Below are 22,810 nucleotides of genomic sequence, written 5' to 3'. Positions count from 1 at the left end.
GGGTTTGGCGCGAACCGCCCGGAGGGGAAGCGGGCTGTACATGATAGGAAAGCGAGAGAGAACAGGCTGTACAACAGGAAGAACGGAGGGAATGGGATGAGCAGCGGACGGCATGAAGACGAGATCCGTTATGTCGCCAATCCCGGCGGGCCGACCTTGGGTTATTCGGCGTCGTCGGGCGTGCGTGTCATGAAGGTGGACGGATTGTACTTTAAGGACTTGAGTAAGGACGGAACGCTCGATCCGTATGAGGATTGGCGGCTGAGCCCCGAGGAGCGGGCGCGCGATCTGGCTTCCCGGATGTCTGTGGAGGAGATCGCGGGGTTGATGCTGTACAGCAGCCATCAGGCAATTCCCGGCAATCTCGGCTGGAAGCCGTCTACATATGGCGGCAGAACATACGAGGAAAGCGGAGCTGCGGCAGATGAACTGACCGACCAGCAGCGGGAGTTTCTGATCCGCGATCATATCCGCCATGTGCTGGTCACGAGCATCGAAAGTCCGGAAGCGGCAGCGGGCTGGAGCAACCGGGTGCAGGCGCTGGCCGAGAGCCGGCGTCTGGGCATTCCGGCCAATAACAGTTCGGACCCGCGCCACGGAATGGACGCCTCCGCCGAGTTCAAGGTCAAGGGGGGCCAGGTGTCGGTCTGGCCGGAGACGATGGGGCTGGCGGCGACGTTCGACCCCGAATATGCGCGCCGCTTCGGTGAAATCGCCGCCAAGGAGTACCGGGCGCTCGGCCTGACGACGGCGCTGTCCCCGCAGGTGGATATCGCCACCGATCCCCGGTGGTTCCGCTTCGGGATGACCTTCGGCGAGGACCCGCAGCTGTCGGCCGATATGGCCAGGGCATACATCGACGGCTTCCAGACGTCGGAGGGAGAAGCCGAGCTGGCGGACGGCTGGGGCACCGACAGCGTCAATGCGATGGTGAAGCATTGGCCCGGCGGAGGGTCCGGCGAAGGCGGACGGGACGCCCATTTCGGCTACGGCAAGTATGCCGTCTATCCGGGCGGCAACTTTGACGAGCATCTGCTCCCATTCACCGAAGGAGCGTTCAAGCTGCAAGGCAAAACCAGGCAGGCGGCGGCGGTGATGCCGTATTACACGATCTCCTATGGCCAGGACCCGGTTAACGGCGAGAATGTAGGCAATTCGTACAGCTCGTATTTGATTCAGGACTTGCTTCGCGGCAAGTATGGCTATGACGGCGTCGTCTGCACGGATTGGAGCATTACGAACGACGAGCCTGCGGATATAGCCAGCCTGTTTCCCGGCGGGAGATGCTGGGGAGTGGAGGAGGGTTACTCCGTGGCCGAGCGGCATTACAAGCTGCTGATGGCCGGAGTGGATCAGTTCGGCGGCAATGACCAGGCCGCTCCGGTGCTGGAGGCTTACCGGCTCGGCGTCAGGGAGCATGGAGAGGCTTGGATGCGGAAGCGGTTCGAGCAATCCGCCGTCCGGCTGCTGAAGAACATGTTCAGGCTCGGGCTGTTTGAAAATCCTTATGTACAGCCGGAGCGCTCGGCGGCTGTCGCAGGCTGCGCCGGGTTCCGGAAAGCGGGCTTCGATGCGCAGCTGAATTCGGTCGTGCTGCTCAAAAACGAAGGCCAGACGCTCCCTCTGCGAAAAAGGACCAAGGTATATATACCGGACAGAAGCCTGCCTGCCGGCAAGAGCTGGATCGGGGCGCCGGTCGCTGCCAGCGAGGGCTGCCCCGTGCAGCTCGACATCGTCAGGGAATATGTCGAGCCGGTGGAGACGCCTGAAGAGGCGGATTGCGCCCTCGTTTTCATCGAAAGCCCCCGTTCGACGATGGGCTACAGCAAGGCTGATGCGGAGGCGGGAGGCACGGGGTATGTGCCGATCAGTCTGCAGTACAGGCCCTATACCGCGGAGCATGGCCGGGAGACGAGCTTGGCCGGCGATCCGCGGGATGTGCTGAACCGCAGCTACAAGGGCAAGACGGTGACAGTCGCCAATGCAGGCGATCTCGATATGGTGCTGGACGCGAAGAAGCGAATGAACGGGAAGCCCGTTATCGTGTGCATCCTGATGTACAATCCGGCGGTCGTGGCGGAGTTCGAAGGGGCGGCTAGCGCGATTGCAGCCCACTTTGGCGCGGAGGATCGCGCGCTTCTGGAGCTGCTGACAGGAGGCGCGGAGCCTAGCGGTCTGCTGCCCTTCCAGCTGCCCGCCCACATGGAGACGGTGGAGGAGCAGCTGGAGGACGTGCCCCATGATATGGAAGCCTATGCGGATGCCGCCGGCCATGTGTATGATTTTGCGTTTGGTCTTAATTGGAGCGGGGTCATCCGTGACGACAGAGTGGCTAGATACGGAAGGAAAAACGGCGCGTACGGGAGGGCTTCGTCATGAACGAATCGATAAGCAAACGGATAAATAAACCGGATATGCTTGTTTTTCTGAGCGATCAGCATCATGCCGGGTATGCGGGGTTTGCCGGACATCCGCTCGTGCGGACGCCGCATCTGGACCGGCTGGCGCAGGAGGGGACGGTGATGTCCTGCGCGTACACGGCTTCGCCGCTGTGCGTGCCTTCCCGGATGGCGATGCTGACCGGACAGCTGCCGGAGAAAACCGGTGTATACACCAACGAAGGAACGATAGGCGGGGACCAGGCTACGTTTCTTCACGGCATTGCGGCCGAAGGGTACGAGACGGTGCTGTGCGGCCGGATGCATTTTCTCGGAGAGGATCAGCGTCACGGATTTACGCGCCGGATTATGGGCGATCTGACTCCGTTGTTCTGGGGGCGCTACGGCCGGGCACGCAGCGATCTGGGCCCTTATGTGGGGACGATGGCCAATGAAAGCCTGAAAATTATGGGCGGAGGCACATCCCCTGTGCTCGAATACGACAAAGCCGTGATCCGGGCGGCGCTGGATTACTTAAGCCAGGATCACGACAAGCCGCAGTGCATCGTGGTCGGCACCTACGGCCCGCATCATACGTTTGTCGCTCCTCCGGATTTGTACGCGTACTACAAGGAGCGCATCGATATTCCCGCTTCGTTCGCCGCCGAGGAGGAAGAGCATCCGCTGCTGGGCCGCATGCGTCCGGACGGCTTGACGCTTGACCGTCTGCGGAAGCTGCGCTCCGCGTATCTGGGCATGATCGAGACGATCGACGGGCAGGTCGGCGCGGTGCGGGCAGCCTGGGACCGGTACTTGGAGCGGCGCAGCCGCCAGGGCGTCTTCGTCTATATGTCCGATCACGGCGAACAGGCGGGCGAGCACGGGCTGATCGGCAAGCAGACCTTCTACGAGGGATCGGCGAAAATTCCGGTATTGTTTGCCGGCAGCGGAATTTCGGCGGGACATACCGTGACTGAGCCCGTCAGTATTCTGGATCTGGGCCCGACGCTATGCGAGCTTGCGGGAGCGCAAACGCCGCCCCGGCCGGACGGGCGCAGTCTCGCGCCGCAGCTGGCAGGGGCCGCCGGAGAGGCGGGGCGTACGGTCGTCAGCGAGATGCTGTTCGCCTCTCAGGGCGGCGCGGTAGCGGGCCGCATGCTGAGAACCGGAAGATGGAAATATATCGCTTATGCCTCCGAGGAGGCGCAGGATCAGCTGTTCGATCTGGAGGCAGACCCGCAGGAGCTGCGCAATCTGGTCCGGGAGAGGCCCGATATCGCGGGACCCTTCCGGGAAAGCCTGGCCGACAGCTGGGATGCGGCCGGCATCATCGCCAGATTCGAAGCGAAAAGAGAGCATCACCGGCTGCTCGCGAGATGGGGAGGCGCCGTCGATGTGGCGGAGCCGGAACGATGGAAGGTGCCGGTTGAGGCGCAGGCGCTTCCGGTCATCGAGTAGCCGGGAAGGAGGAGAAGGACTATGGCTTTACCGGCCTGGAAGCTGCTGGGACAAATCTTCTGGTCATTCTTCAAAATCGGCCCGGTCACCTTCGGGGGCGGTTACGCGATGATTCCGCTGATCGAGAGGGAGGTCGTCCAGAAGAGAGGCTGGGTCGAGGGGAAAGATATCGCCGATATTTTCGCTCTCTCCGAATCGATACCCGGTGCGATCGCAATTAATTCGGCTTCATTTGTCGGCTTTCGCGTCGCCGGAATTCCCGGAGCGGTAGCGGCGCTGACCGGCATCCTGCTTCCTACGTTTGCGATCGTGATCGGGTTGTGCGCTGCTTTTCTGCAGGTCCGGGATCATCCGAAGATCGAGGCGGCCTTCGTGGGCATCCGGGCGGCTACGGTCGCATTGATCGTAGTCGCGGGAATCAAAATCGGCAGGACGGCAGTGCTCGACAAGGCGACGCTGCTCATCGTCATAGGGACGATTCCGCTTATGCTGCTTGTGCACATCAACCCCGTGGTGCTGATCATTGCCGGCGCTTTGGCCGGTATGGCGCTGGCGGCCGTCAAGCTCAGGCTGGGGATGATGGTGCCGATCGAACATGCGGAGCCGGACGCGTTCTCCTACAAATATACCGATTATTACGTGGGTGACGGGATTTAGAAGGGAAAGTGAGCGCATGATTTATTTCGAACTGTTTGCAACCTTCCTGATGATCGGCTTCGTGTCGTTTGGCGGCGGTTATGCGATGATTCCCGTCATCGAGCGCCAGGTGACGGGGAAGGGCTGGATGAGTATTCAGGAGTTTACGGATGTGATCGCGGTAGCCGGCATGTCGCCGGGACCGATGGGGACGAACAGCGCCATATTCGTCGGCTATCAGACCGCGGGGATCGGGGGAGCCGGCTTTGCCGCCGCAGGGATGGTGCTCCCCAGTCTGCTTATCGTGATTGCCGTGGGATACGGGTTCAGCAAGATCGATAAGAACAGATGGGTGCAATACGCACTCTACGGTCTTCGCCCGATTATTACCGGCCTGATCTTCTATGGAGCGATCCGGTTTGCCGTCAGCAATCATATGATCGATTCGCTGGATATGCGGACGCTCGGCTCGCTGTTGTTTTTCCTCGGAGCTCTGGCGGCGCTGCTGCGCTTCCGCATGCATCCGTTCCAGGTAATCGTCATCTCCGGTCTGACCGGCGCGGCCGTCTACAGCTAATCCAAGAAAGGGGCTTGTCCTATGAAAGCGAACTTACCGTCCTGCTGCTCCGCTTCCCGCGCTGCAGCGGGAGATGACCTCCGGCCTGATCCCCCGGACGAATGGAATAGGCGTGACTTGGCGCAAGCGCTGCCGTTGAAACCGGAGAGCGGCGGCGGAGGCGGCAGCGGCAGCGGGATGATCGGGCTTGCCGGAGGAGCTTTCCTGATGGGCACCGACGACCGGGAAGGCTTTCCGGACGACGGAGAGGGACCGGTTCGCGAGGTTACGCTGAGCCCGTTCCGCATCGCGTCCTGCGCGGTGACGAACGCGGAATACAAACGGTTCGCCGAAGCTACCGGCTATCGGACCGATGCCGAGAAGTTCGGCTGGTCGTTCGTTTTCCATCTTCTGCTCCCGGAAGAGACAGCCGGCCGGGTGCGGCAGGTTGTGCAGAAAACGCCCTGGTGGTGGCAGGTGGAGGGCGCATGCTGGCATAGGCCCGAAGGACCCGATTCTACAGTGGCTGACCGGCTGGATCATCCTGTCGTACATGTCTCCTGGAACGATGCGGCGGCTTACTGCAGGTGGGCGGGAAAGCGGCTGCCGACGGAAGCGGAATGGGAATATGCGGCCCGGGGCGGACTCGTGCAGAAGAAGTATCCTTGGGGAGACGTGCTCAAGCCGGAAGGCAAGCATATGTGCAACATATGGCAGGGCAAGTTTCCCGATAAAAACAACGCTGCCGACGGTTATGTCGGCACGGCGCCAGTCCAGAGCTTCGCGCCTAACGGTTACGGGCTGTATCAGACATCGGGAAACGTCTGGGAGTGGTGCGCGGACTGGTTCAGCCGGGATCATCATCTGCGAGCGGACAGCCGGGACCCCCGGGGGCCGTCCCGCGGGACAGCCAAGGCGATGAGGGGAGGCTCGTTCCTCTGCCACAGGTCTTACTGCAACCGGTACCGGGTGGCGGCCCGGACGGCCAATACGCCTGACAGCTCGTCGAGCAACGTAGGGTTTCGCTGCGCGATGGATGCGGATGCGGTCCCGGCCGGGCCGCTTTCTTGAACCGCTTGGCTGGCAAGCTGAATCCGCTGGAGCAAACAATGAGAGCCTAAGCGGCTGTGCTGCTGTACCGGATCTACAACAAATAAGAGGTTAGGGGAAAAATCGTGCGCCGGCCGCACGATTTTTTCTTGTACAGGGAAACTTCGGGGCGGCTTGCTGTGTCAAGCCGGGGAAGCGTATCCGCGTCCTCTCTACCCCGGATGGCGTACGGTTGCTTAGACCCTGGGGCTTTGCAGTGGCACAATCATATCCGAGATATGATCGAACATGAGCCGGCGCGCCCGTTCCTCCTGGCGCTCCTCGATGGCGATGGCGATCAGGCTGTGGTAGTTTGAGGCTTTGGTTCGCATATGCGGCAGCGTGTTCGTTTGCTTGCGGCCTCCGGCCAGCAGCGGAGTAATGCTGTCCAGCATCCGCTCCAGGACGGGGTGGCGGGCTCCTTCAGCGATCAGCTGATGAAATTCCAGATCCGTCTGCAGAAACGGCCCTCCCTCGCCCATCTGTCGGATCATCCGGTCGGCCAGCTGGCGGAGCCGCTTGACCTGAGATTCGGTCGCTTTCCTTGCGCAAAGCGCCGCCAGCTCCGGCTCGATCAGCAGGCGGGCTTCCAGCAGGGAGAGCAGCGAAACGTCATCGAGCTCCTTCAGGGCAGCCGTAGGATCTTCCAGCAGCAGCGGATCGTTGCGCACGTACATGCCTCTTCCGTGTTCGATGCTCACGATTCCTTCGTTCTCCAGACTGCGCAGCGCTTCCCTGACCGTTGTTATGCTGACGCTCAGCTCCTTAGTTAGTTGCTGCAGCGTAGGCAGGCGTTCGCCGGGAGCCCAATGTCCTTCGCTTATTTTGCTTTTAATCGTATCGACAGTCAGCTGGAAGGCGGTTTTTTTCATCATGTCGCGGTTCCGTTCCTTTCCGGTCAGCCATTCAGATACAGCCCATTCTACCATACGCCGGGGATAAAAATAAACGGATGGGAAGCTGTTGACGAACGGAGTGAAAGATAATATGATTTATTTAAAAGATCATATCTATTTTTTGTCGTATGAACGAGAGGAGCTTACCGGATGAAAATTACAGGATTCGAAACCTTTATCGTGCCTCCCCGCTGGTTATTTCTCAAGATTGAAACGGACGAAGGGATTGTCGGCTGGGGAGAGCCGATTGTAGAAGGGAAAGCGCTGACCGTCCAGACCGCGGTTCACGAGATGATGGACGCCCTGGTGGGCAAGGACCCGCTTCGCATCGAGGATCACTGGCAGGTCATGTATCGCGGCGGCTTCTACCGGGGCGGGCCGATTCTGATGAGCGCCATCTCGGGGATCGACCAAGCGCTGTGGGATATCAAGGGCAAATACTACAACGCCCCCATCTATCAGCTGCTCGGCGGGGCTTGCCGGGATTCCATCCGCGTCTATTCCTGGGTCGGTGGGGATCGGCCTGATGACGTAGGACGGGCCGCTCTGGAGAAGAAGAATGCCGGCTTCGAGGCGGTGAAGATGAATGCTACCGAAGAGCTGCAGTTTATTGATTCCTATGAGAAGATCGATCAGGTGACGGAAAGAATCGCCGCCATCCGGGAGGCAGCAGGGCCTTACTTTGGCATCGGAGTGGACTTCCACGGACGTGTCCATAAACCGATGGCCAAGGCGCTCGCCAAAGCGCTGGAGCCTTATCGTCTGATGTTTATCGAGGAGCCGGTTCTCCCTGAAAACAATGAAGCGTTGCGCGAGATTGCAAACCACACCAGCACGCCGATCGCTACCGGAGAGCGGATGTTTTCCAGATGGGATTTCAAGAAGCTTCTGGAAAGCGGCTATGTGGATATTATCCAGCCGGACTTGTCCCATGCCGGAGGGATTACGGAGTGCAAGAAAATATTTGCCATGGCCGAAGCTTACGATGTAGCCGTAGCGCCGCATTGCCCGCTCGGACCGATCGCCCTCGCCGCCTGCCTGCAGGTGGATGCGACCGCCTACAACGCGGTTATTCAGGAGCAAAGCCTGGGGATTCATTACAACCAGGGCAATGATCTGCTCGACTATCTGGACGATCCTTCCGTATTCGGCTACGAGGACGGTCATGTGCGGATTCCGCAAGGTCCGGGCCTCGGCATTTCCATCAATGAAGAGGTGGTCCGAAAGATGGCAGAAACCGGACACCGCTGGAGAAATCCGGTCTGGAGACATCGCGACGGCACGGTTGCAGAGTGGTAAGCCGTTTTGCGGATAAGGAAGATTTGGAGAGACAAGCAATTCGTGGTGGAATTCAATAGGAACCCCAAAAGCCGTCACTCCGGTTAGTTTTATTAAATGACAGTACTACTGGAATAACCCCTGGCTATATTATTAGATGTGTCACAATTTTTAAGCCCATCTCCAATAAATAATTAATCCCCCGAACACAGCCGTTTGGGGGGATTTGTTTTTAAAAGAAAATAAACCAGTAGACTGAAAATTATCAAGACCTTGATTGAAAAATATTATTAAAATAGAGGGATTTACATATTATGCATAACTAATATGTAGATCCTTATTTTTCGGACTGAGAAAAAAGCATTAATCGAGGATTGATCGTTACAAGCAGGATAGTTAAATAAACTTCCAGCAGCAATCAATAGTTCCAAAATGCCAAGGACCGCATAGACGGTCTTTTTTATTTAACATGATTATAGCGTAGCAAAACTGCAACTCGAAACAAAGGTGCATAAAACAGCGTAAAAATGACAAGTAATTCGAAAAAAACTTTACAAAACAGCAAATTATTGAATATAATTGAGTTATTATAGGAGTAAGTGTGAATATTCAGGAGGAATAATGCATGAAAAAAGAAGACGCGGGGATGTTTGCTGAAGAGCGTCGGGAAAAAATTCTAGGTTTATTGAATGAAGAAAAACGCGTAATGGTCAAAGACTTAGCGGAAAAATTCCAGGTTTCCATCGATTCAATAAGGCGTGACCTCTCCATTATGGAGGATCAGGGATTGCTCAAGAAAACCCACGGTGGTGCGATTCTATCCACGAAGGTTCGACAAGCCCCACCTCCAGCAGAAATACGGTACAGTGAAGGAACTCCGCAAGGAAATGCGATTGCTAAAATAGCTGTTTCGTATATTCGGGAAAGCGATACTGTATTTATTGGGAGCGGATCTTTATCTTATGTGCTATTGAAGCATCTGCCTGAACAAATGCCGCTTACAATCGTTACAAACAGCATGCGGGTAGCCGATGCTTTAAGGGAACGACAGTGGATTGAAACCTACCTAATTGGTGGTCGGGTAAAGCCGTCAGGAAATATTACCGACGTACTAGCGACAGAATTTATCCGCCTGTTTAAGTTTGATGTCAGTTTCGTCACTGGGGGCGGCATCTCGGAGGAAGGGATTTTTGTGGCTTCTCCTGAAGTAGGGGTATTCGGTCGTGCCGTATCTGCTGCATCCCGCCGCCGCATCGGAATTGCCACGCATCATTCCCTTGGCAACGAAGGGTTTGCGAAAGCTGGCCGGATTGAAGATTTAGATCTGTTAATTACAGATGAGGATGCAGATCCAGAGGCAATCGAACGAATTCAAGCACTTGGCGTTAAGGTGATCGTGGCCCAGCTAGAGGAAAAATGACTGAAAAACACATAGTGGTTATTTTTAAAACTTTAGAAAGGGTGTGACGATTTGTTTTATAGAAGGAAGTTTTACATTGTAAAAAATGAGTTTGTTGATATTTTTAATGCACATTTTAATGAAACTAATTTGCCTAATCAAATCAAACATGGGACTCGATTAGTTGGAAGATGGATGATACCCAGTAATGAATCGACCACTGAAATATTCGCTATTTGGGAGTACGACAGTTATGAAAAGTACAAGGAAATAGAAACAATTGTTAGAGGGGACAGTGAACACAGGAGTCGAATAAATAAGTGGTATGAAGAAAATGGTGGCAGAGAATATGTTTATAAGCAGTGTATTTTAGAAGTTAAAAACGAGCAGATTTTTTCTACTCTAATAAAGAATGAATTCACTAATCATGAAGTGCAATTTTGGCTTAAGAACTAAAAATTATTTTCTTTCGACCCCGTAACGGATACAAAAGATAATATTACAGCGGCAACTTAAGACTATATTTCTAGTCTAAGTGTGCCGCTGCATCTTTGTGTGATTCTGTCTCATTATTCCGCGTGGGAACACGTCAAAAATCAGTCTGAGTGAGTTTTTGGTAAAGTACCAGATTTCCCTGCACGAGTGCGTTCCTTTGCTCTTTAAGTCTCTGTATCTCTGCCCAAAGACGCTCAATGGTTGCTTCCATTTCATCGATACCGTCTCGTAATTGCCCAGCATCATATCTAGTCCCCATCCAACATACTCCTTTCCTCGCCCTATGATCGCCGGTCCTTGACAGGAAGAACTCAATCACTAGCGACCCCAAAAATCCATATATGATTTGCCCGTTGAACTACCAGAAAGAACGATTTAACTTTCATATGATCGGAATTGACGTACCGAATAAGCAACTTCAGAGTATCTTGGCTGAAGCGAATGTACTTAGTCCTTCTCTTATGGCTACCTTTATTGGTTGCACTAGCTTCCGTTTGATTTGTTCGCATTCAATAGTCGTCCAAACGTCAATTCGATTACCTCTGATGCCCTGGCGCCTGTTTCGAAGAGCAAACGGGTAATCACCTCATCTCGTAAGTGCCAGTTGACACGTTTTCCTGCGTTATAGACTTTATAAGGTAGGTCCCAATCTTCAATTATGATAGGTATCCATTCTTCGTTGACCACTTTAAAATACGAATCCGTTAGCCTTCTGTGAAGATGAATTGGCTCTTCTGTACCCGCTACGACTGGTAAACGAGGCTTGTCCTTTCGAAAAACCATTCACGCACTATTAGGGGGTTCGTGTAGGGATAGCACTTTAGGCGAATCATCGACTTGTAGAAAGCTTTTAGTGCAGAAAGTGTGCGTGCCACCGTATTAGGGCTTTTTTTTGTTAAGCTCACCAACCGATAGCTATCCTTATCTCTTACTTTGCATTCCAATTCGCTGTGGAGATAATCTTGAACCGACTCTCGCACTATCTCAGGAGTTTCATCCCATCTCACATTCCTATGGACTCGGGGCGACCGGTAAGCAAGCATTTAATAGTACATCATCACTCCCCGCAAGGAAATATACACTTTCTTATATGCTTATCCGTATTTCATATAAACCTTCCCCGCCAGGCGAACTAAAAATCGGTCAATTGCCGCAATAACGCGTCATGGAATAAGATCGAGGAACAAGCTAGAGGAGGTGAACGAGTCGGACGCAAGGATTAGGCCGAAGGAGGTACCGAGGATAACGCAGCAGTAAAGAACAGTCCATTCCATGCAAAAGGACATTCATTCTATCCCTTCCCAAGGAGGATGTTATGAAAGCGCAAAGAAAAGGTAAGCACCGGTTACCGATTTGGCCTCTTTTGCTCTCCTTAACGGTAACTGTAAGCGGTATCACCCTGCCATTTGGCACAGAGGCTCGGGCTCAAGAAAATGCCCACGCGGTACCGCCCGTCCTGATTACAGAGCTTGTACCTGATACAACTAACGTGAACAACGCAGATGGCTATGAATTTATCGAGGTATACAATAACACGGATCGGCCGATGAACTTTAAGGATTACCGAATTCTGTACCGTTACTTGGAAAGTGAAACCGTATGGGCGCATGTACCTGACGATGTGGTGATTGAACCCGGTAAAACGCTCGTCCTCTGGATTATTAACACGTATAACGGGGAAGCGACCGTTGCCGATTTCAACGCCAACTTTAACGTCAATCTTATCGAAAACAAAGAGATTGTGAGAATTTATTCAGGCGGTATGGCGAACACCCGGATGCGTGAGGTTGTCGTCATGACGAACACGGGTCATGAGCTGGTTTCGGCTTTCTACAATGAAGGCGAACAAATCACAAAACCGGACAAAGGAATCTTCTATAAGTACCCGCAAGACGGATCGAAGAAAATGGACCTGATAAGCGGGGGCCTGCTCCCCGGCACACCGGGGAAAATAGAGCCCGATCAGGTTCCTGCCGTGCCGATTGCCATCCAGGATACAGAGCCGCCCGTTCTGAGGGATAAGACGGGACTTGCCGCAGCTGATCCGACGGAGGATTTGGTGATAACGGCCGAAGCGACAGATGCAAGCCTGGTCAAAAGCCTGACGCTTCATTACCGTATGGAAGGGCAAGCCGAGTTCAAGACAGCTTCGTTGAAAAAAGGACAGGTTGCAGACATTTATCAGTATAAGCTCGGTCTGCTGGAGCTTCTGGGGAACTCGGGCGTCGAGTATTACTTCACCGCTACCGATGGATATAATGAAGCTCAGACCCCGATTAGCCGCATCAATTTGGTTAATCCTGTGAGCCCGAGAGTGAATCTGACCGAGGGCAGTATGGTTAAAGGGGACGTGCTGGTAAAAGCTGCGGCGAATCAAACGGACCCTTCCCAGCTTACGCTTTCGATTGACGGAAACGCGGTGAGCGGCACCGAACGCGCGATGGAGCAGCAAGCGTTTTTTGTATTCGAAGCGCAGGGCATGAACGGCAAAAACGCTATTACAATGGGCAAGGACATTTTGTTTATGGCTGACAAGGCCGTGAATAATTTTGATACCGTTATCGCGCCTATCGACCCGGAGAGACTGGAGCAAGGGGAGAACGTCATTGCACTGCGGGCCGGCTCTTCGGTAAGGCCTTACTTTGAAGATGCCCCCGAGAAGGATCTGGATGACTATGATGTCAGAAATGTTCGGTTGGTGCTGGCTGACGGCACGGTGCTCCGATCCAAGGAGTATACGGACCCTGCCTTATTAATCGATGTAGGAGACAATGGCCGCTTTCTTCCGGTCGTCTACTTCACCTTTGAGATAGCCCCCGATAAGCTGAATGCGCTTAGCTATCGCTGGCAGACGAATACGCTGCCGGATGGGCCGCATACGCTCAAGGTGACGGCTCCGTCCCAGGATGATGTCCTTGTTGGGGTGAACGTAGACAATACCGGGCCGGCCATCTCGACAAATCTGGAGCAAGGGAAGCTATACAAGGGCAGCTTCACCATCGAGGCCGCTGCCGACGACGCCGTTTCCGGGGTTAAGAGGATGGATGTCCAGCTGGATGGACAGAACGTCACGACTCCTTATTCCACGTCTTCTGCGGCACTGGCGCCAGGAGCTCATACCTTGCAGATTAATACTGAGGACCATGCAGGCAACCGGAGTGAAGAAACGATAACCTTCCTGACGCCGGAGGAAAACCCGAATCAGCCCGTGCTCATTGCACCGGAACATGGTCAGCGAGAGGTGGATACGAATCCGACCTTGAAGGTTTCCGTTAGTGATCCGACACACGATACGCTGAACGTCACGTTCCGCCAAGGGTACGAGTATGATGCCGCAGCACAGCAGCTGCAGCTGTTCAAGCATGCCACGGCGTGGGAGCCGCCAAGTACAGCCAGGCCTTCGGGGGAAACGTCCTTAACGGAAGAGGAGCGAACGGCTGTGAAGGCTTCCGATGACCTCTATGTCACGGTAGATTCGACAGAGAAGTTCCCGTATATCCGGATGGAGCTGAAGCTCGACGAGGCGGTCGCAGAGGGAGATCTGGTCGAGGTGTTATGGGAGGGGAACTCGCTCCCGGGCAGGAAGGTTACGATGTACGCCTGGAATCATGGCCAAGGCAAATGGAACCCGGTGGACTCCTTCGTCCCGAGCTCCGAGCAGGATTTCGAGTTGAAGGGTACCGTCCGCGCCGGAGACTACGTTCGGGATCAGGTCATCCATATGATGATTCAAGACCAGATTCCTTCTCGCGGAGACTATGATTATACAGTCGTCTGGATGTCGGACACTCAATTTTATTCCGAGCTGCACCCGCATATCTACGAATCGATGGTGAAATGGATTCGCGATCAAGCGGGTGCGATGAACGTTAAGTATGTCATTCATACGGGTGATCTGGTTAACGAGCCGAAGGCCGCCTATCAATGGAATGTGGCGGATGATTACATGCAGCTGCTGGAGGATGCCGATATTCCATACGGCGTGCTTGCAGGCAATCATGATGTGGGCACTGTGGAGATCGATTACACCACGTATGAGCAATACTTCGGAGCGGAACGTTTCGAGGACAAGCCTTATTATGGGGAAAGCTACAAGAACAACCGGGGCCATTACGATCTGATTTCGTCCAATGGCAACGATTTTATTTTCCTCTACATGGGCTGGGGCGTGAACGAGGAGGATATGGCCTGGATGAATCAGGTGCTATCCGAGCACCCGGACCGGATGGCTATTGTCAACCTGCATGATTATTTGCAGCCGAATGGCAATAGATCGGCCACAGGGAACAAAGTGTTTGAGGAAGTGATCGTGAAAAATAAAAATGTCGTGGCGGTGTTTAGCGGTCACTATACCGGCAGTGCACTACGGACAGATGAGATCGATGACGATGGCGACAGCGAACCGGACCGCCGGGTGTATCAGATGCTTAATGACTACCAGGGCCACGAAGAAGGCGGCATGGGGTATATGAAGCTGCTGCATTTTGACACGGAGAGCAACACGATTTTCGTCAATACCTACTCTCCATACAAAAACGATTATAACTACTATGACCCAACCGAGTTTCCGGGAAAAGATGAGACGACATTAGCCCTGGAACTGACTCCTCGTCAAAAGCGGGTATCGACGGATTATGTGAGGATGCAGGTGTATACGGGCAAGGAAATCGGCAAAGTGTCGCAGGTTCCGAGCGGTCAGACAGCGCAAGTCGTATGGCAGGGACTGGATGAGGAAAAACGCTACTCCTGGTATGCTCTGGTAGAGGATGCTTATGGGGGAAGAGCGATATCGGACGTCTGGAGCTTCACGACTCGCAATGTCATCGATCGTCCGTCACAGCTTCGGGCTGATCAAGTGACGGATACATCGGCCCGGCTGGCCTGGAATCGCAGTAACGATGTACAAGCACTGGCTTATGATCTTTATAGGAATGGCGCACTGCTTACAACGGTGACCGATTCGGCGTACCGGGTCGTAACCGAGGTCACGTATCAAGTAGACGGATTAACCCCGGATACGCAGTATGAGTTTTATGTGGTTGCCAAGGATGAGCGAGGTGCGACTTCAGAGCCGAGTCTGCCGCTTATCGTGAAGACGCAGGTGAATTTATCGGTTGTTCAAGGACATCTCGACCGCTACATCACTTCGGGTGAGGTAACAGGTCCGCTTGCGTCACAGCTGAGCCAAAGGCTGCGGCAGGCCGCGCACCATTACGAGAGGGGGGCGAGTCAACAGGCGGCAAAACATCTGCAGGATTTCTTGAAGCATCTGGCGAATCCGCCTATGCAGGACCGGATTACAGCTGAAGCCCGGCAAGTACTCGAACAGAAAGTAACGGCATTGCACGGGATATGGTCAGGTAAATAAAAAATAGCAGCAATCGTTGATGCGGGTAGCGGTTTCTAAAAAATCACCTCTGAGGATGCGGTCCGGCCGCGTTCTTGGAGGTGATTTTTATTTGCGATCAACATGCATCATTTCATTTCCAACTCTTGACAGAGTGCTCTGACATCAGCTATATTCGTTGTAGACCGACGGTCAGTCTATGGATGGGAGCGATAGGCATGAGAATCCTTAAGGAACCCGAAGAACGGCGAAATGAGATTTTGGACGCGGCGGAGCGGCTGTTTCAGGCGAAAGGGTACGAGAGAGCGACGATTCAAGATATATTGCAGGAAGTCGGCATTGCCAAAGGCACCTTTTATTATTATTTCAAATCCAAAGAAGAAGTGCTCGATGCGATCGTAGACCGCTATGTAGAGAAAGGAGTTAAGGCCGCCACGGCGATTGCTGCGGATGACCGCCTGACCGTACATGAGAAGCTGCTGCATATTATGCTGGCGCAGAAGCATGGCTCGGACGGCGAGCCGTACCTGGTGGAGGAGCTGCATCATATCCGCAATGCGCAGCTGCATCAGAAAAGCTTGTCGGAGACCGTGCTGCGGCTTACTCCCGTCCTGCAGGAGGTAATCGAGCAAGGCATCCGTGAGGGCGAATTCACAACTCCCTATCCGAGGGAGTCGATCGAGCTGCTGTTGGTCGCGGCCGTGACGATGTTTGACGAGGGAATATTTCCATGGCGTCCGGACGAACTGACGGCCAAAATTAACGGATTCATCTATGCGATGGAAACGCTGCTGGGAGCGAAACCGGGCAGCTTGGCTTATATAGCGGGTTTGCTCAGCCAAACGGATACGCCGGAAAATGAACGCCATGAACCGTAAGCCGTTCGGGAGTTTTCTGATCCTGTGGCTGGGCGAGCTGGTTTCCAGCATCGGCAGCGGCCTGACTGCCTTTGGCCTCGGCGTTTATGTGTTCCAGCAAACACAGTCCGCGACGGCTGTTTCTTTGGTGACGCTGAGCGCTTTTTTGCCGATTATTTTGCTCGCGCCCGTCGGCGGCGTTATGGCGGACCGTTATGATCGAAGGCTGATGATGCTGCTGGGCGACGGCGGCTCTGCGCTCGGCATCGCTTGTCTGCTGGCGGTCATGCTGACCGGAGAAGCTGCGCTGTGGCAGATTTGCACGGCCGCTGCGCTCAGCTCAGCTTTCGCTTCGCTGACCGAACCGGCTTATCGGGCGAGCATCAGCGATCTGCTGTCCGAGGAGGATTTTGCCCGGGCGAGCGGGATGGTTCAGCTGGCCGGAGCGGCCAAATTTCTGATCTCGCCCGTTGTGGCGGGCTTGCTGCTTCAGGTTGTGCGGATTGAGGCGCTGCTGGCTATCGATATGCTGACGATTATCGTCACTTTTATGACGATTACATTCGTGCGCAGGAGCTTCGCTTCCGCTTCCAGGCCGACCGGCGGGAGCCGGCAGCCGCTGCGGATGGCGCAGGAGCTGCGGGAAGGCTGGCAGCTGATCGTTGCGAACCGGGGCGTCTTTTATTTGACGCTGCTGCTGACGACGGTCACCTTTTACATGGGATTTCTGGAAACGTTGTATACGCCGATGGTGCTGCCGCTTGCCGACGCCCGGACGCTTGGGATCGTGCAGTCGGTCAGTGCGACGGGTTTGCTGCTGGGCAGCCTGTTTATCGGCGTGTTCAGCAAGGACCGGCGTTATGTTCGGATGCTGTCTGTCGGTCTGCTCCTGGCCGGATTGTTCTTTGCGCTGATCGGGATTTCCGCTCACGTTGCGGTCATCGCGTCGGCCGGCTTTCTGTTTTTCGCCGCCATGCCGTTCGTTAACACAGGCGCCGACGTGCTGATCCGCACCCATATTCCGAACGAAGCGCAAGGCAGGGCGTGGGGAATCATCGGCGTTGTCTCGCAGCTCGGCTATGTTGTCGCTTACGCATCCGCGGGGCCTTTGGCGGACCATGTATTTAATCCGCTGCTGGCGGAGGGCGGCAGTCTAACGTCAACAGTCGGAGCTTGGATCGGCGTCGGACCGGGCCGGGGCATCGGGTTATTGTTCATCGTATCGGGACTTTCAGTAATCGGACTGGGGCTGTGGGTCATGAAGATGAGATCGATCGCCGCCTTGGAGAAGCGGACGCCGGATGGCCGGGAAGGGAGTACAGCGGGCGTAGGGGCGGAGTCTTGCGGGTGATTGCGGAGTGCTTATAGAATTAGGAGAGCAATCACAACTGGTCGGAGCTTGCCGGAAACCCTTATAAGCGGGCGGAATTTTTTCTAAATACAAGCAGACGGTTTGACGGGATAATAGAGGAAATTAGCTAGTTGGAGGTTTCCGCATGACCATGCATCAAGAAACGCCGGTTGTTATAATCCGCCAGTCTGAAGCGCCCATCGGACTTCAAACAGGGGAATACTTATCCGCCCGTTTGTCGGAGCTCGGATTGAATGAATGCGCCGTAAGCGCCGTACAGGTTGCTCCGGGCTATCAAGCTATCGTCTACGCCGGGGACGGGTTCAGGGGAGATTCGAAGGTGATCGCCGGAGGGAACTCAGTGGAGCCGCCCTGTCTCAAGCGCCCCCCGGCTTCGCTGCCGTTCGGCTCGATCCGGGTCATAGCGGCGCTTATCCCCGAGCCGGAGGCTCGCGACCGGGGGGCTGTCCGGCAGGCGGTCGAGGGCTGGTGGCCCGAATCGCTGGCCGCGAAGGAGAGCCGGATCGCCTGGTGGCGCGAGGCGAGGTTCGGCTGCTTCATTCACTGGGGCGTCTATTCCTTGACCGGCGGGAGATGGAAGGGGGAGCCGTCGAAGGGCTACGCCGAGCATCTGATGCGCGCCAAGCAGATCGGCCTGGACGAGTACAAGCGGGAGTTTATCGACAAGTTTAACCCGGAACAGCTTGATGCCGAAGCGTGGGTGCAGCAGATCAAATCCGCCGGGATGAAGTATGTCGTCATTACAGCCAAGCATCACGACGGCTTCGCGATCTATCCTTCGGACGCTTATCCTTCGTTCGATATCCGTCTGACTCCGTTTCAGCGAGATCCGCTGATGGAGCTTAAGGACGCCTGCAGGCGGCATGGACTTGCTTACGGATTTTATTATTCCCACGCCTTCGACTGGGAGCATCCGGATGCGCCGGGCAATGACTGGGAGTATACGAATCCCGGGGGCGATCTGAAGCTGTACGAAGGTCCGGGCAAGCTGTGGTTCAGCGAGCATCCGGAGCTGCTGCCCCGGGTAGCCGACTATTATGTGAGCGGGAAGGCGATTCCGCAAATTATCGAGCTGATCCGCCGTTACGAGCCGGATATCCTGTGGTTCGATACCCCGCATAAGCTGCCCTTGTCGGAGAATCTGCGAATTCTCCAGGCAATCCGCGAGGCGGACAGCCGGGTGGTCGTGAACGGCCGGCTGGCCCGGGGGCCCGGGTTCGACAGCTTCGCCGATTATGTGAATACGGCGGACCGCGCCTTGGACATATTTCCATGCGAGGGAGATTGGGAGACGATCCCGACGACCAATGAATCGTACGGCTATTCGGCCGACGATCACAGCCACAAGCCGGCCGGCGTCTTTATACAGCTGCTGGCCAAGTCGGCGGCGCGCGGGGGCAATGTGCTGATGAATCTGGGGCCGATGGGCAACGGCAAAATCGACGATCGTGACCTTCCTATCCTCGAGCGGATTGGAGGCTGGCTCGCCGTCAACGGCGAGAGCATCTACGGCACCGTGCGAACGCCGCTTCCTGTGCAGAGCTGGGGCGAGTCGACGAGAAAAGGGAACAGGCTGTACCTGCATGTGTTCGACTGGCCGGAGGACGGCCAACTGGTGCTGGCAGGCTTGAAGAGTCATATCCGGCAGGCATGGCTGCTGGAGGATGCCGGACGCGAGCCTCTGGAGACGAGACGGTTAAACGGCTGCGATTGGCTGATCCGGGTTCCGGGACGAAGCAGGCATGCGAGCCCTAACCTCAGCGTCAATCGCGTGGTGGCCGTCGAAGTGGACGGCGAGCCTGCCGTTCATGCCGGGCGCCTGCTCAGCGGGGCGCAGCCGACGGTGCTGAAAGCCTTCGATGCCGAAGTGAGCCAAGGCATAGGCTATGGCGACGGCAAGAGGGGCAACGATTACATCCGCGATTGGACCAGCGTGAATCAGTTCGTCAAGTGGAGAGTCCGGCTTCACCAGGACGTAACGTTCAAGCTGGCGCTGGCCTACAGCGCTCCGCCGGGCGCAGCCTGTCAGGGCAGCTATGCGATCGCCGCTGGCGGCCGGCGAATCGAAGGCCATATTGCCCCTTCGGCCACGGCCGACCGGCTGGTGGCGGAGCATGAAGTCTCGCTGTCCGCCGGCGAGCATGATCTGATGCTCCTGCCCCTCCGGATAGACGGGGACGAGCTGATGCGGCTGTACTCGGTTACATTGGTCCCGCTGGCTGCTTATGCAGGGCAGGGAGAGCGAGCCGAGGAGATCGATATGACCGATGTAGGAGATTGAAGGCGTCGAATGGGTAGACCTTCGGAGAAAACAACAGGTTTTGCAACGGACTGACAACGAGTGTGGAAGAGGCTGCAGCCATTTGCCGTGGATGCCGCCTTTGCCATCACTCGTTTTTTCTTTGTTTGATTATATAAAAGAGTTGAAATAGTGCACGCCCAAGTAAAGAAATGGCAGACGGTTCATAACCTTCTGCTTGTATACTAAGTATAAAACTGGATTGGGAGACTTTCGCATGTATAAGTCATCGACCGATCATAAGGAGGGTATTTTATGAATATCGGAAAGCAAGTCATGCTTATTTGGTTGTCGTTACTGCTTGTATCCTCGTCTTTTCCCATGTTGACCGCATCAGCAGCAGAGCAAAGGGAACCGGTGATGATTTCTGGAAATTTCACCAGCATTGATTTTAATGTAACCGCTCCCACTGTCTCCAATAATGTTTATACATTAGATTCAAAGTTTCTGGGGACGGCTTCCATGACTCCGGGCAGCAATTCTGCGGGTAGAGTCGCCGATAGCGATGATTCCCATGCGTTTTTTATGGAAGCGAGCACGGCGGCCATTAATTCCTTCAAAAGCGGAATCAATAAAGCAGACCGGTTCGGTATCCAAACCCGGGTAAAGTTCAACAACACGAATTCCAAGAGAAGTCTCTTCGAGGTGAAGAGTATGACGCCGCCGTCGGGAACCGCGGCTTGGCCAACGCTGCTTACGTTCGATGAACTAGGCAAAATTAAAGATGCAAAGGGCAATCCTGCAGGCACCTACGCAGCTGATCAATGGTATGACATCGTGGTCGATGTGGACTCTCCCAACCATCGTTACAGTGCCTGGATTAACGGGGAGCTGGCCGTGGATCATGTCGATCTTGGCAATTTTACCGGCGTGACCCAAAATAAAATGATACAAAACACGAATGCGGGCAAAACGCCCAGCCGAATAACGATAGCCTACCTGAAAGCGGGTACCGTAAGCGATTCAGTCCCATTATCGGGGCTTTCCATTCAGCCGTTGAATGGAGATTTCTTCGTTAATCAAACCGCTCCGTTGACATTGGTTAAAACGCCGTCCAATTCGGCGGATCACAGCTATAACTGGTTATCCAGCCATACGGATATCGTGGAAGTTGACAGCCAGGGCGTAATCACAGGCAGGAGGCCGGGGACGGCGCGCATTACGGTCTCGTCAGCGCAGAACCCGTCCATCACGGCATCGATTGATATTACCGTAAAAGCCATGACGGCGCCTATACTGATCAATCCTTCGTATTTGAACGCTGATTACAGCAACTCTAATTTGCAGGTGAATAATAATGTCGTGACGGTCGATTCCAACTTTTTAGGGAAGATTACGGCAAATGCCGGCTCAAGCAGTGCCGGGCTTATAAGCGACAACGGAAGCAACGTGCTCTACTTGGAGGCGGTCAACAGCAGCTTGAATACCTTCAAGTCTGCGATCAATAAAACGGATCGGTTCGCCATCCAGACACGGGTGAAATTCAACAATACGGATTCCAGCAGGTCACTCTTCGAGATGAAAAGTATGAATCCCCCTGCAGGAACCCCGGCGTGGCCTACCCTGCTGACCTTTGACCAGGCTGGACGTATCAAGGATTACAAGGGAAACGTGCTGGGCAGCTATGCAGCCGATCAATGGTATGACATCGTGGTCGATATGGACACGCCCAATCATCGCTACAGTGTATGGATCAACGGAGAGGTAAAGGTCAACAATCTGGATCTGGGCAATTTTGTCGGTGTGTCTCAAAACAAGATTATCCAAAACACAAACGCAAGCAAGACAGCGAGCCGAACTTTTATAGCCTATATGAAGGTTAGCGATATTGTCCTGCCTCTTCAGGATTTTGAGCTCCCTGATAGAGAAGTGGTTAAAGGAAAAGCGGCTATTTTGACTACAAGACAGTTCCTGAAAAAGCCTATGTGGAGCAGGTAACCTGGTCCTCGTCGAACCCTGAGATTGCCAAATTATCCGGCAACGGACTGCTGGCGCTCAATCCGGGGGTGGCAACCATTACGGCAATTGAATCAAGCAGCGGAATAAGCAAGTCATTTACGGTTACGGTTCAAGAACCGGCTTACACCTGGAACTCGCAAGCCATAAGCGCTGAAAATCTGGCGGCCGTTTTGGCTGTGTCCTACAGGTCCGAGCTTAACTACAGCTTCGATCAAATTATGACTGCCGAGCTTCAAGCCTATTTGGACATGGATGAAAGTGATTTTATCCGGGAGGTTCAAGAGGCATCAGCCGCTATTGCATTCCCGGATCAGCATACCAAGTTTGAACGGCACGCGAGAATGTTTGCCCAGCTCTACAAGCTGACCCATGACCGGAAATATGCAAGAAAGGCAGCTCTTATTCTTTATCATCAGGCGCTGGATTACCCTCGCATTGTCGTAAACACCAACTATACGAATTTTTGGGGAGGCAATTATCAATTTCCACAGGATGCTGTGTATGGCCGCTGCTGCAAGTGTCCCTGGGCTTCAGCTCGGATAAACTTATTTACCCGGATGGCAAAGAAATACCGGTTAATGATGCTTACGGCAAAACCGGCGATCCGCAGCCGCTCCCGCTTGTAGATAAGGGATTAAAAAACATCGAGCTGCCTGGATTGGGGTATTACGGTCTTTTTCAAGGAGATAAAAACGAAGCTACGCATGCCGGACTGTTGTTCCAGCCTACGGATCTTGGTTTTTCAGGCGGCCATACCCATACGAACTTTTTAGCCCTTGATCTGTGAGGGG

The 22,810-nt window shown here is 54.6% G+C and carries 16 protein-coding genes; 14 read left to right on the top strand and 2 right to left on the bottom strand.

Going from position 1 to position 22,810, the window contains the following annotated elements:
* Positions 1-96: 96 nt before the first annotated feature.
* From BLR08_RS24440 to BLR08_RS24420, 5 genes are read left to right on the top strand one after another with little or no spacing between them, the layout of a single operon-like run.
* Complete coding sequence (locus BLR08_RS24440) at positions 97-2,379, top strand: glycoside hydrolase family 3 protein (protein ID WP_072336271.1); 2,283 nt, start codon at positions 97-99, stop codon at positions 2,377-2,379.
* Complete coding sequence (locus BLR08_RS24435) at positions 2,376-3,836, top strand: sulfatase family protein (protein WP_072336274.1); 1,461 nt, start codon at positions 2,376-2,378, stop codon at positions 3,834-3,836. The genes BLR08_RS24440 and BLR08_RS24435 overlap by 4 nt, the downstream gene beginning before the upstream one ends.
* Before the next feature lie 21 nt (positions 3,837-3,857).
* Complete coding sequence (locus BLR08_RS24430; RefSeq protein WP_072336277.1) at positions 3,858-4,493, top strand: chromate transporter; 636 nt, start codon at positions 3,858-3,860, stop codon at positions 4,491-4,493.
* 16 nt (positions 4,494-4,509) lie between these two features.
* On the top strand, positions 4,510-5,049 hold the full coding sequence (locus tag BLR08_RS24425) for a chromate transporter (protein WP_072336280.1): 540 nt from the start codon (positions 4,510-4,512) through the stop codon (positions 5,047-5,049).
* 21 nt (positions 5,050-5,070) lie between these two features.
* Positions 5,071-6,099: a formylglycine-generating enzyme family protein gene (locus BLR08_RS24420; protein ID WP_072336284.1), complete on the top strand. Its 1,029-nt coding sequence runs from the start codon at positions 5,071-5,073 to the stop codon at positions 6,097-6,099.
* Between the two features lie 215 nt (positions 6,100-6,314).
* On the opposite strand, the gene BLR08_RS24415 is transcribed toward BLR08_RS24420, so the two are convergent.
* Positions 6,315-6,992, bottom strand: a complete 678-nt coding sequence (locus BLR08_RS24415; protein WP_072336287.1) for a FadR/GntR family transcriptional regulator — start codon at positions 6,990-6,992, stop codon at positions 6,315-6,317.
* Between the two features lie 171 nt (positions 6,993-7,163).
* Between BLR08_RS24415 and dgoD the strand changes: the two genes are divergently transcribed.
* From dgoD to BLR08_RS24400, 3 genes are all read left to right on the top strand, one after another.
* Positions 7,164-8,312, top strand: coding sequence for a galactonate dehydratase (dgoD, locus tag BLR08_RS24410; protein WP_072336290.1), 1,149 nt, complete (start codon positions 7,164-7,166; stop codon positions 8,310-8,312).
* A 625-nt stretch (positions 8,313-8,937) separates the two neighbouring features.
* The gene (locus BLR08_RS24405; RefSeq protein ID WP_072336465.1) at positions 8,938-9,711 is read left to right on the top strand and encodes a DeoR/GlpR family DNA-binding transcription regulator; all 774 of its coding nucleotides are present in this window, start codon (positions 8,938-8,940) and stop codon (positions 9,709-9,711) included.
* A gap of 51 nt (positions 9,712-9,762) precedes the next feature.
* Positions 9,763-10,146, top strand: a complete 384-nt coding sequence (locus BLR08_RS24400; protein WP_072336293.1) for an NIPSNAP family protein — start codon at positions 9,763-9,765, stop codon at positions 10,144-10,146.
* A 133-nt stretch (positions 10,147-10,279) separates the two neighbouring features.
* Here the strand turns inward: BLR08_RS24400 and BLR08_RS31285 are convergent, their stop codons facing one another.
* Complete coding sequence (locus BLR08_RS31285) at positions 10,280-10,444, bottom strand: hypothetical protein (protein ID WP_176835597.1); 165 nt, start codon at positions 10,442-10,444, stop codon at positions 10,280-10,282.
* Between the two features lie 1,056 nt (positions 10,445-11,500).
* Here BLR08_RS31285 and BLR08_RS24395 point away from each other — a divergent pair.
* The 6 genes from BLR08_RS24395 (at position 11,501) to BLR08_RS24370 (ending at position 22,645) form a co-directional block, all read left to right on the top strand.
* Positions 11,501-15,553 carry an FIMAH domain-containing protein gene (locus BLR08_RS24395; protein WP_072336296.1) on the top strand — a complete coding sequence of 1,351 codons (4,053 nt, stop codon included), beginning with the start codon at positions 11,501-11,503 and terminating at the stop codon, positions 15,551-15,553.
* Positions 15,554-15,750: 197 nt separating this feature from the next.
* Positions 15,751-16,410 carry a TetR/AcrR family transcriptional regulator gene (locus tag BLR08_RS24390; protein ID WP_072336299.1) on the top strand — a complete coding sequence of 220 codons (660 nt, stop codon included), beginning with the start codon at positions 15,751-15,753 and terminating at the stop codon, positions 16,408-16,410.
* Positions 16,400-17,740 carry an MFS transporter gene (locus tag BLR08_RS24385; protein WP_072336302.1) on the top strand — a complete coding sequence of 447 codons (1,341 nt, stop codon included), beginning with the start codon at positions 16,400-16,402 and terminating at the stop codon, positions 17,738-17,740. The genes BLR08_RS24390 and BLR08_RS24385 overlap by 11 nt, the downstream gene beginning before the upstream one ends.
* A gap of 145 nt (positions 17,741-17,885) precedes the next feature.
* Positions 17,886-20,042, top strand: a complete 2,157-nt coding sequence (locus BLR08_RS24380) for an alpha-L-fucosidase (protein ID WP_072336305.1) — start codon at positions 17,886-17,888, stop codon at positions 20,040-20,042.
* A 273-nt stretch (positions 20,043-20,315) separates the two neighbouring features.
* A complete protein-coding gene (locus BLR08_RS24375; protein ID WP_072336307.1) occupies positions 20,316-21,998 on the top strand; it encodes an Ig-like domain-containing protein in 1,683 nt (560 codons plus the stop codon).
* Positions 21,986-22,645, top strand: a complete 660-nt coding sequence (locus BLR08_RS24370) for an Ig-like domain-containing protein (protein ID WP_072336310.1) — start codon at positions 21,986-21,988, stop codon at positions 22,643-22,645. The genes BLR08_RS24375 and BLR08_RS24370 overlap by 13 nt, the downstream gene beginning before the upstream one ends.
* The last annotated feature ends 165 nt before the right edge of the window (positions 22,646-22,810 follow it).

It is taken from the genome of Paenibacillus sp. cl123, from assembly GCF_900101595.1.
GTDB lineage: Bacteria > Bacillota > Bacilli > Paenibacillales > NBRC-103111 > Paenibacillus_G.
Note: the sequence above shows the minus strand (reverse complement) of the source record. Positions and strands in the feature narration are given on the sequence as shown.

Excerpts from the sequence above, each read along its gene's own strand:
- dgoD (WP_072336290.1), top strand. The coding sequence starts at position 7,164 with ATGAAAATTACAGGATTCGAAACCTTTATCGTGCCTCCCCGCTGGTTA.
- BLR08_RS24390 (WP_072336299.1), top strand. The coding sequence starts at position 15,751 with ATGAGAATCCTTAAGGAACCCGAAGAACGGCGAAATGAGATTTTGGAC.
- BLR08_RS24395 (WP_072336296.1), top strand. The coding sequence starts at position 11,501 with ATGAAAGCGCAAAGAAAAGGTAAGCACCGGTTACCGATTTGGCCTCTT.
- BLR08_RS24425 (WP_072336280.1), top strand. The coding sequence starts at position 4,510 with ATGATTTATTTCGAACTGTTTGCAACCTTCCTGATGATCGGCTTCGTG.
- BLR08_RS24420 (WP_072336284.1), top strand. The coding sequence starts at position 5,071 with ATGAAAGCGAACTTACCGTCCTGCTGCTCCGCTTCCCGCGCTGCAGCG.
- BLR08_RS24385 (WP_072336302.1), top strand. The coding sequence starts at position 16,400 with ATGAACCGTAAGCCGTTCGGGAGTTTTCTGATCCTGTGGCTGGGCGAG.
- BLR08_RS24435 (WP_072336274.1), top strand. The coding sequence starts at position 2,376 with ATGAACGAATCGATAAGCAAACGGATAAATAAACCGGATATGCTTGTT.
- BLR08_RS24375 (WP_072336307.1), top strand. The coding sequence starts at position 20,316 with ATGAATATCGGAAAGCAAGTCATGCTTATTTGGTTGTCGTTACTGCTT.
- BLR08_RS24415 (WP_072336287.1), bottom strand. The coding sequence starts at position 6,992 with ATGATGAAAAAAACCGCCTTCCAGCTGACTGTCGATACGATTAAAAGC.
- BLR08_RS24430 (WP_072336277.1), top strand. The coding sequence starts at position 3,858 with ATGGCTTTACCGGCCTGGAAGCTGCTGGGACAAATCTTCTGGTCATTC.
- BLR08_RS31285 (WP_176835597.1), bottom strand. The coding sequence starts at position 10,444 with ATGGGGACTAGATATGATGCTGGGCAATTACGAGACGGTATCGATGAA.
- BLR08_RS24440 (WP_072336271.1), top strand. The coding sequence starts at position 97 with ATGAGCAGCGGACGGCATGAAGACGAGATCCGTTATGTCGCCAATCCC.
- BLR08_RS24405 (WP_072336465.1), top strand. The coding sequence starts at position 8,938 with ATGTTTGCTGAAGAGCGTCGGGAAAAAATTCTAGGTTTATTGAATGAA.
- BLR08_RS24380 (WP_072336305.1), top strand. The coding sequence starts at position 17,886 with ATGACCATGCATCAAGAAACGCCGGTTGTTATAATCCGCCAGTCTGAA.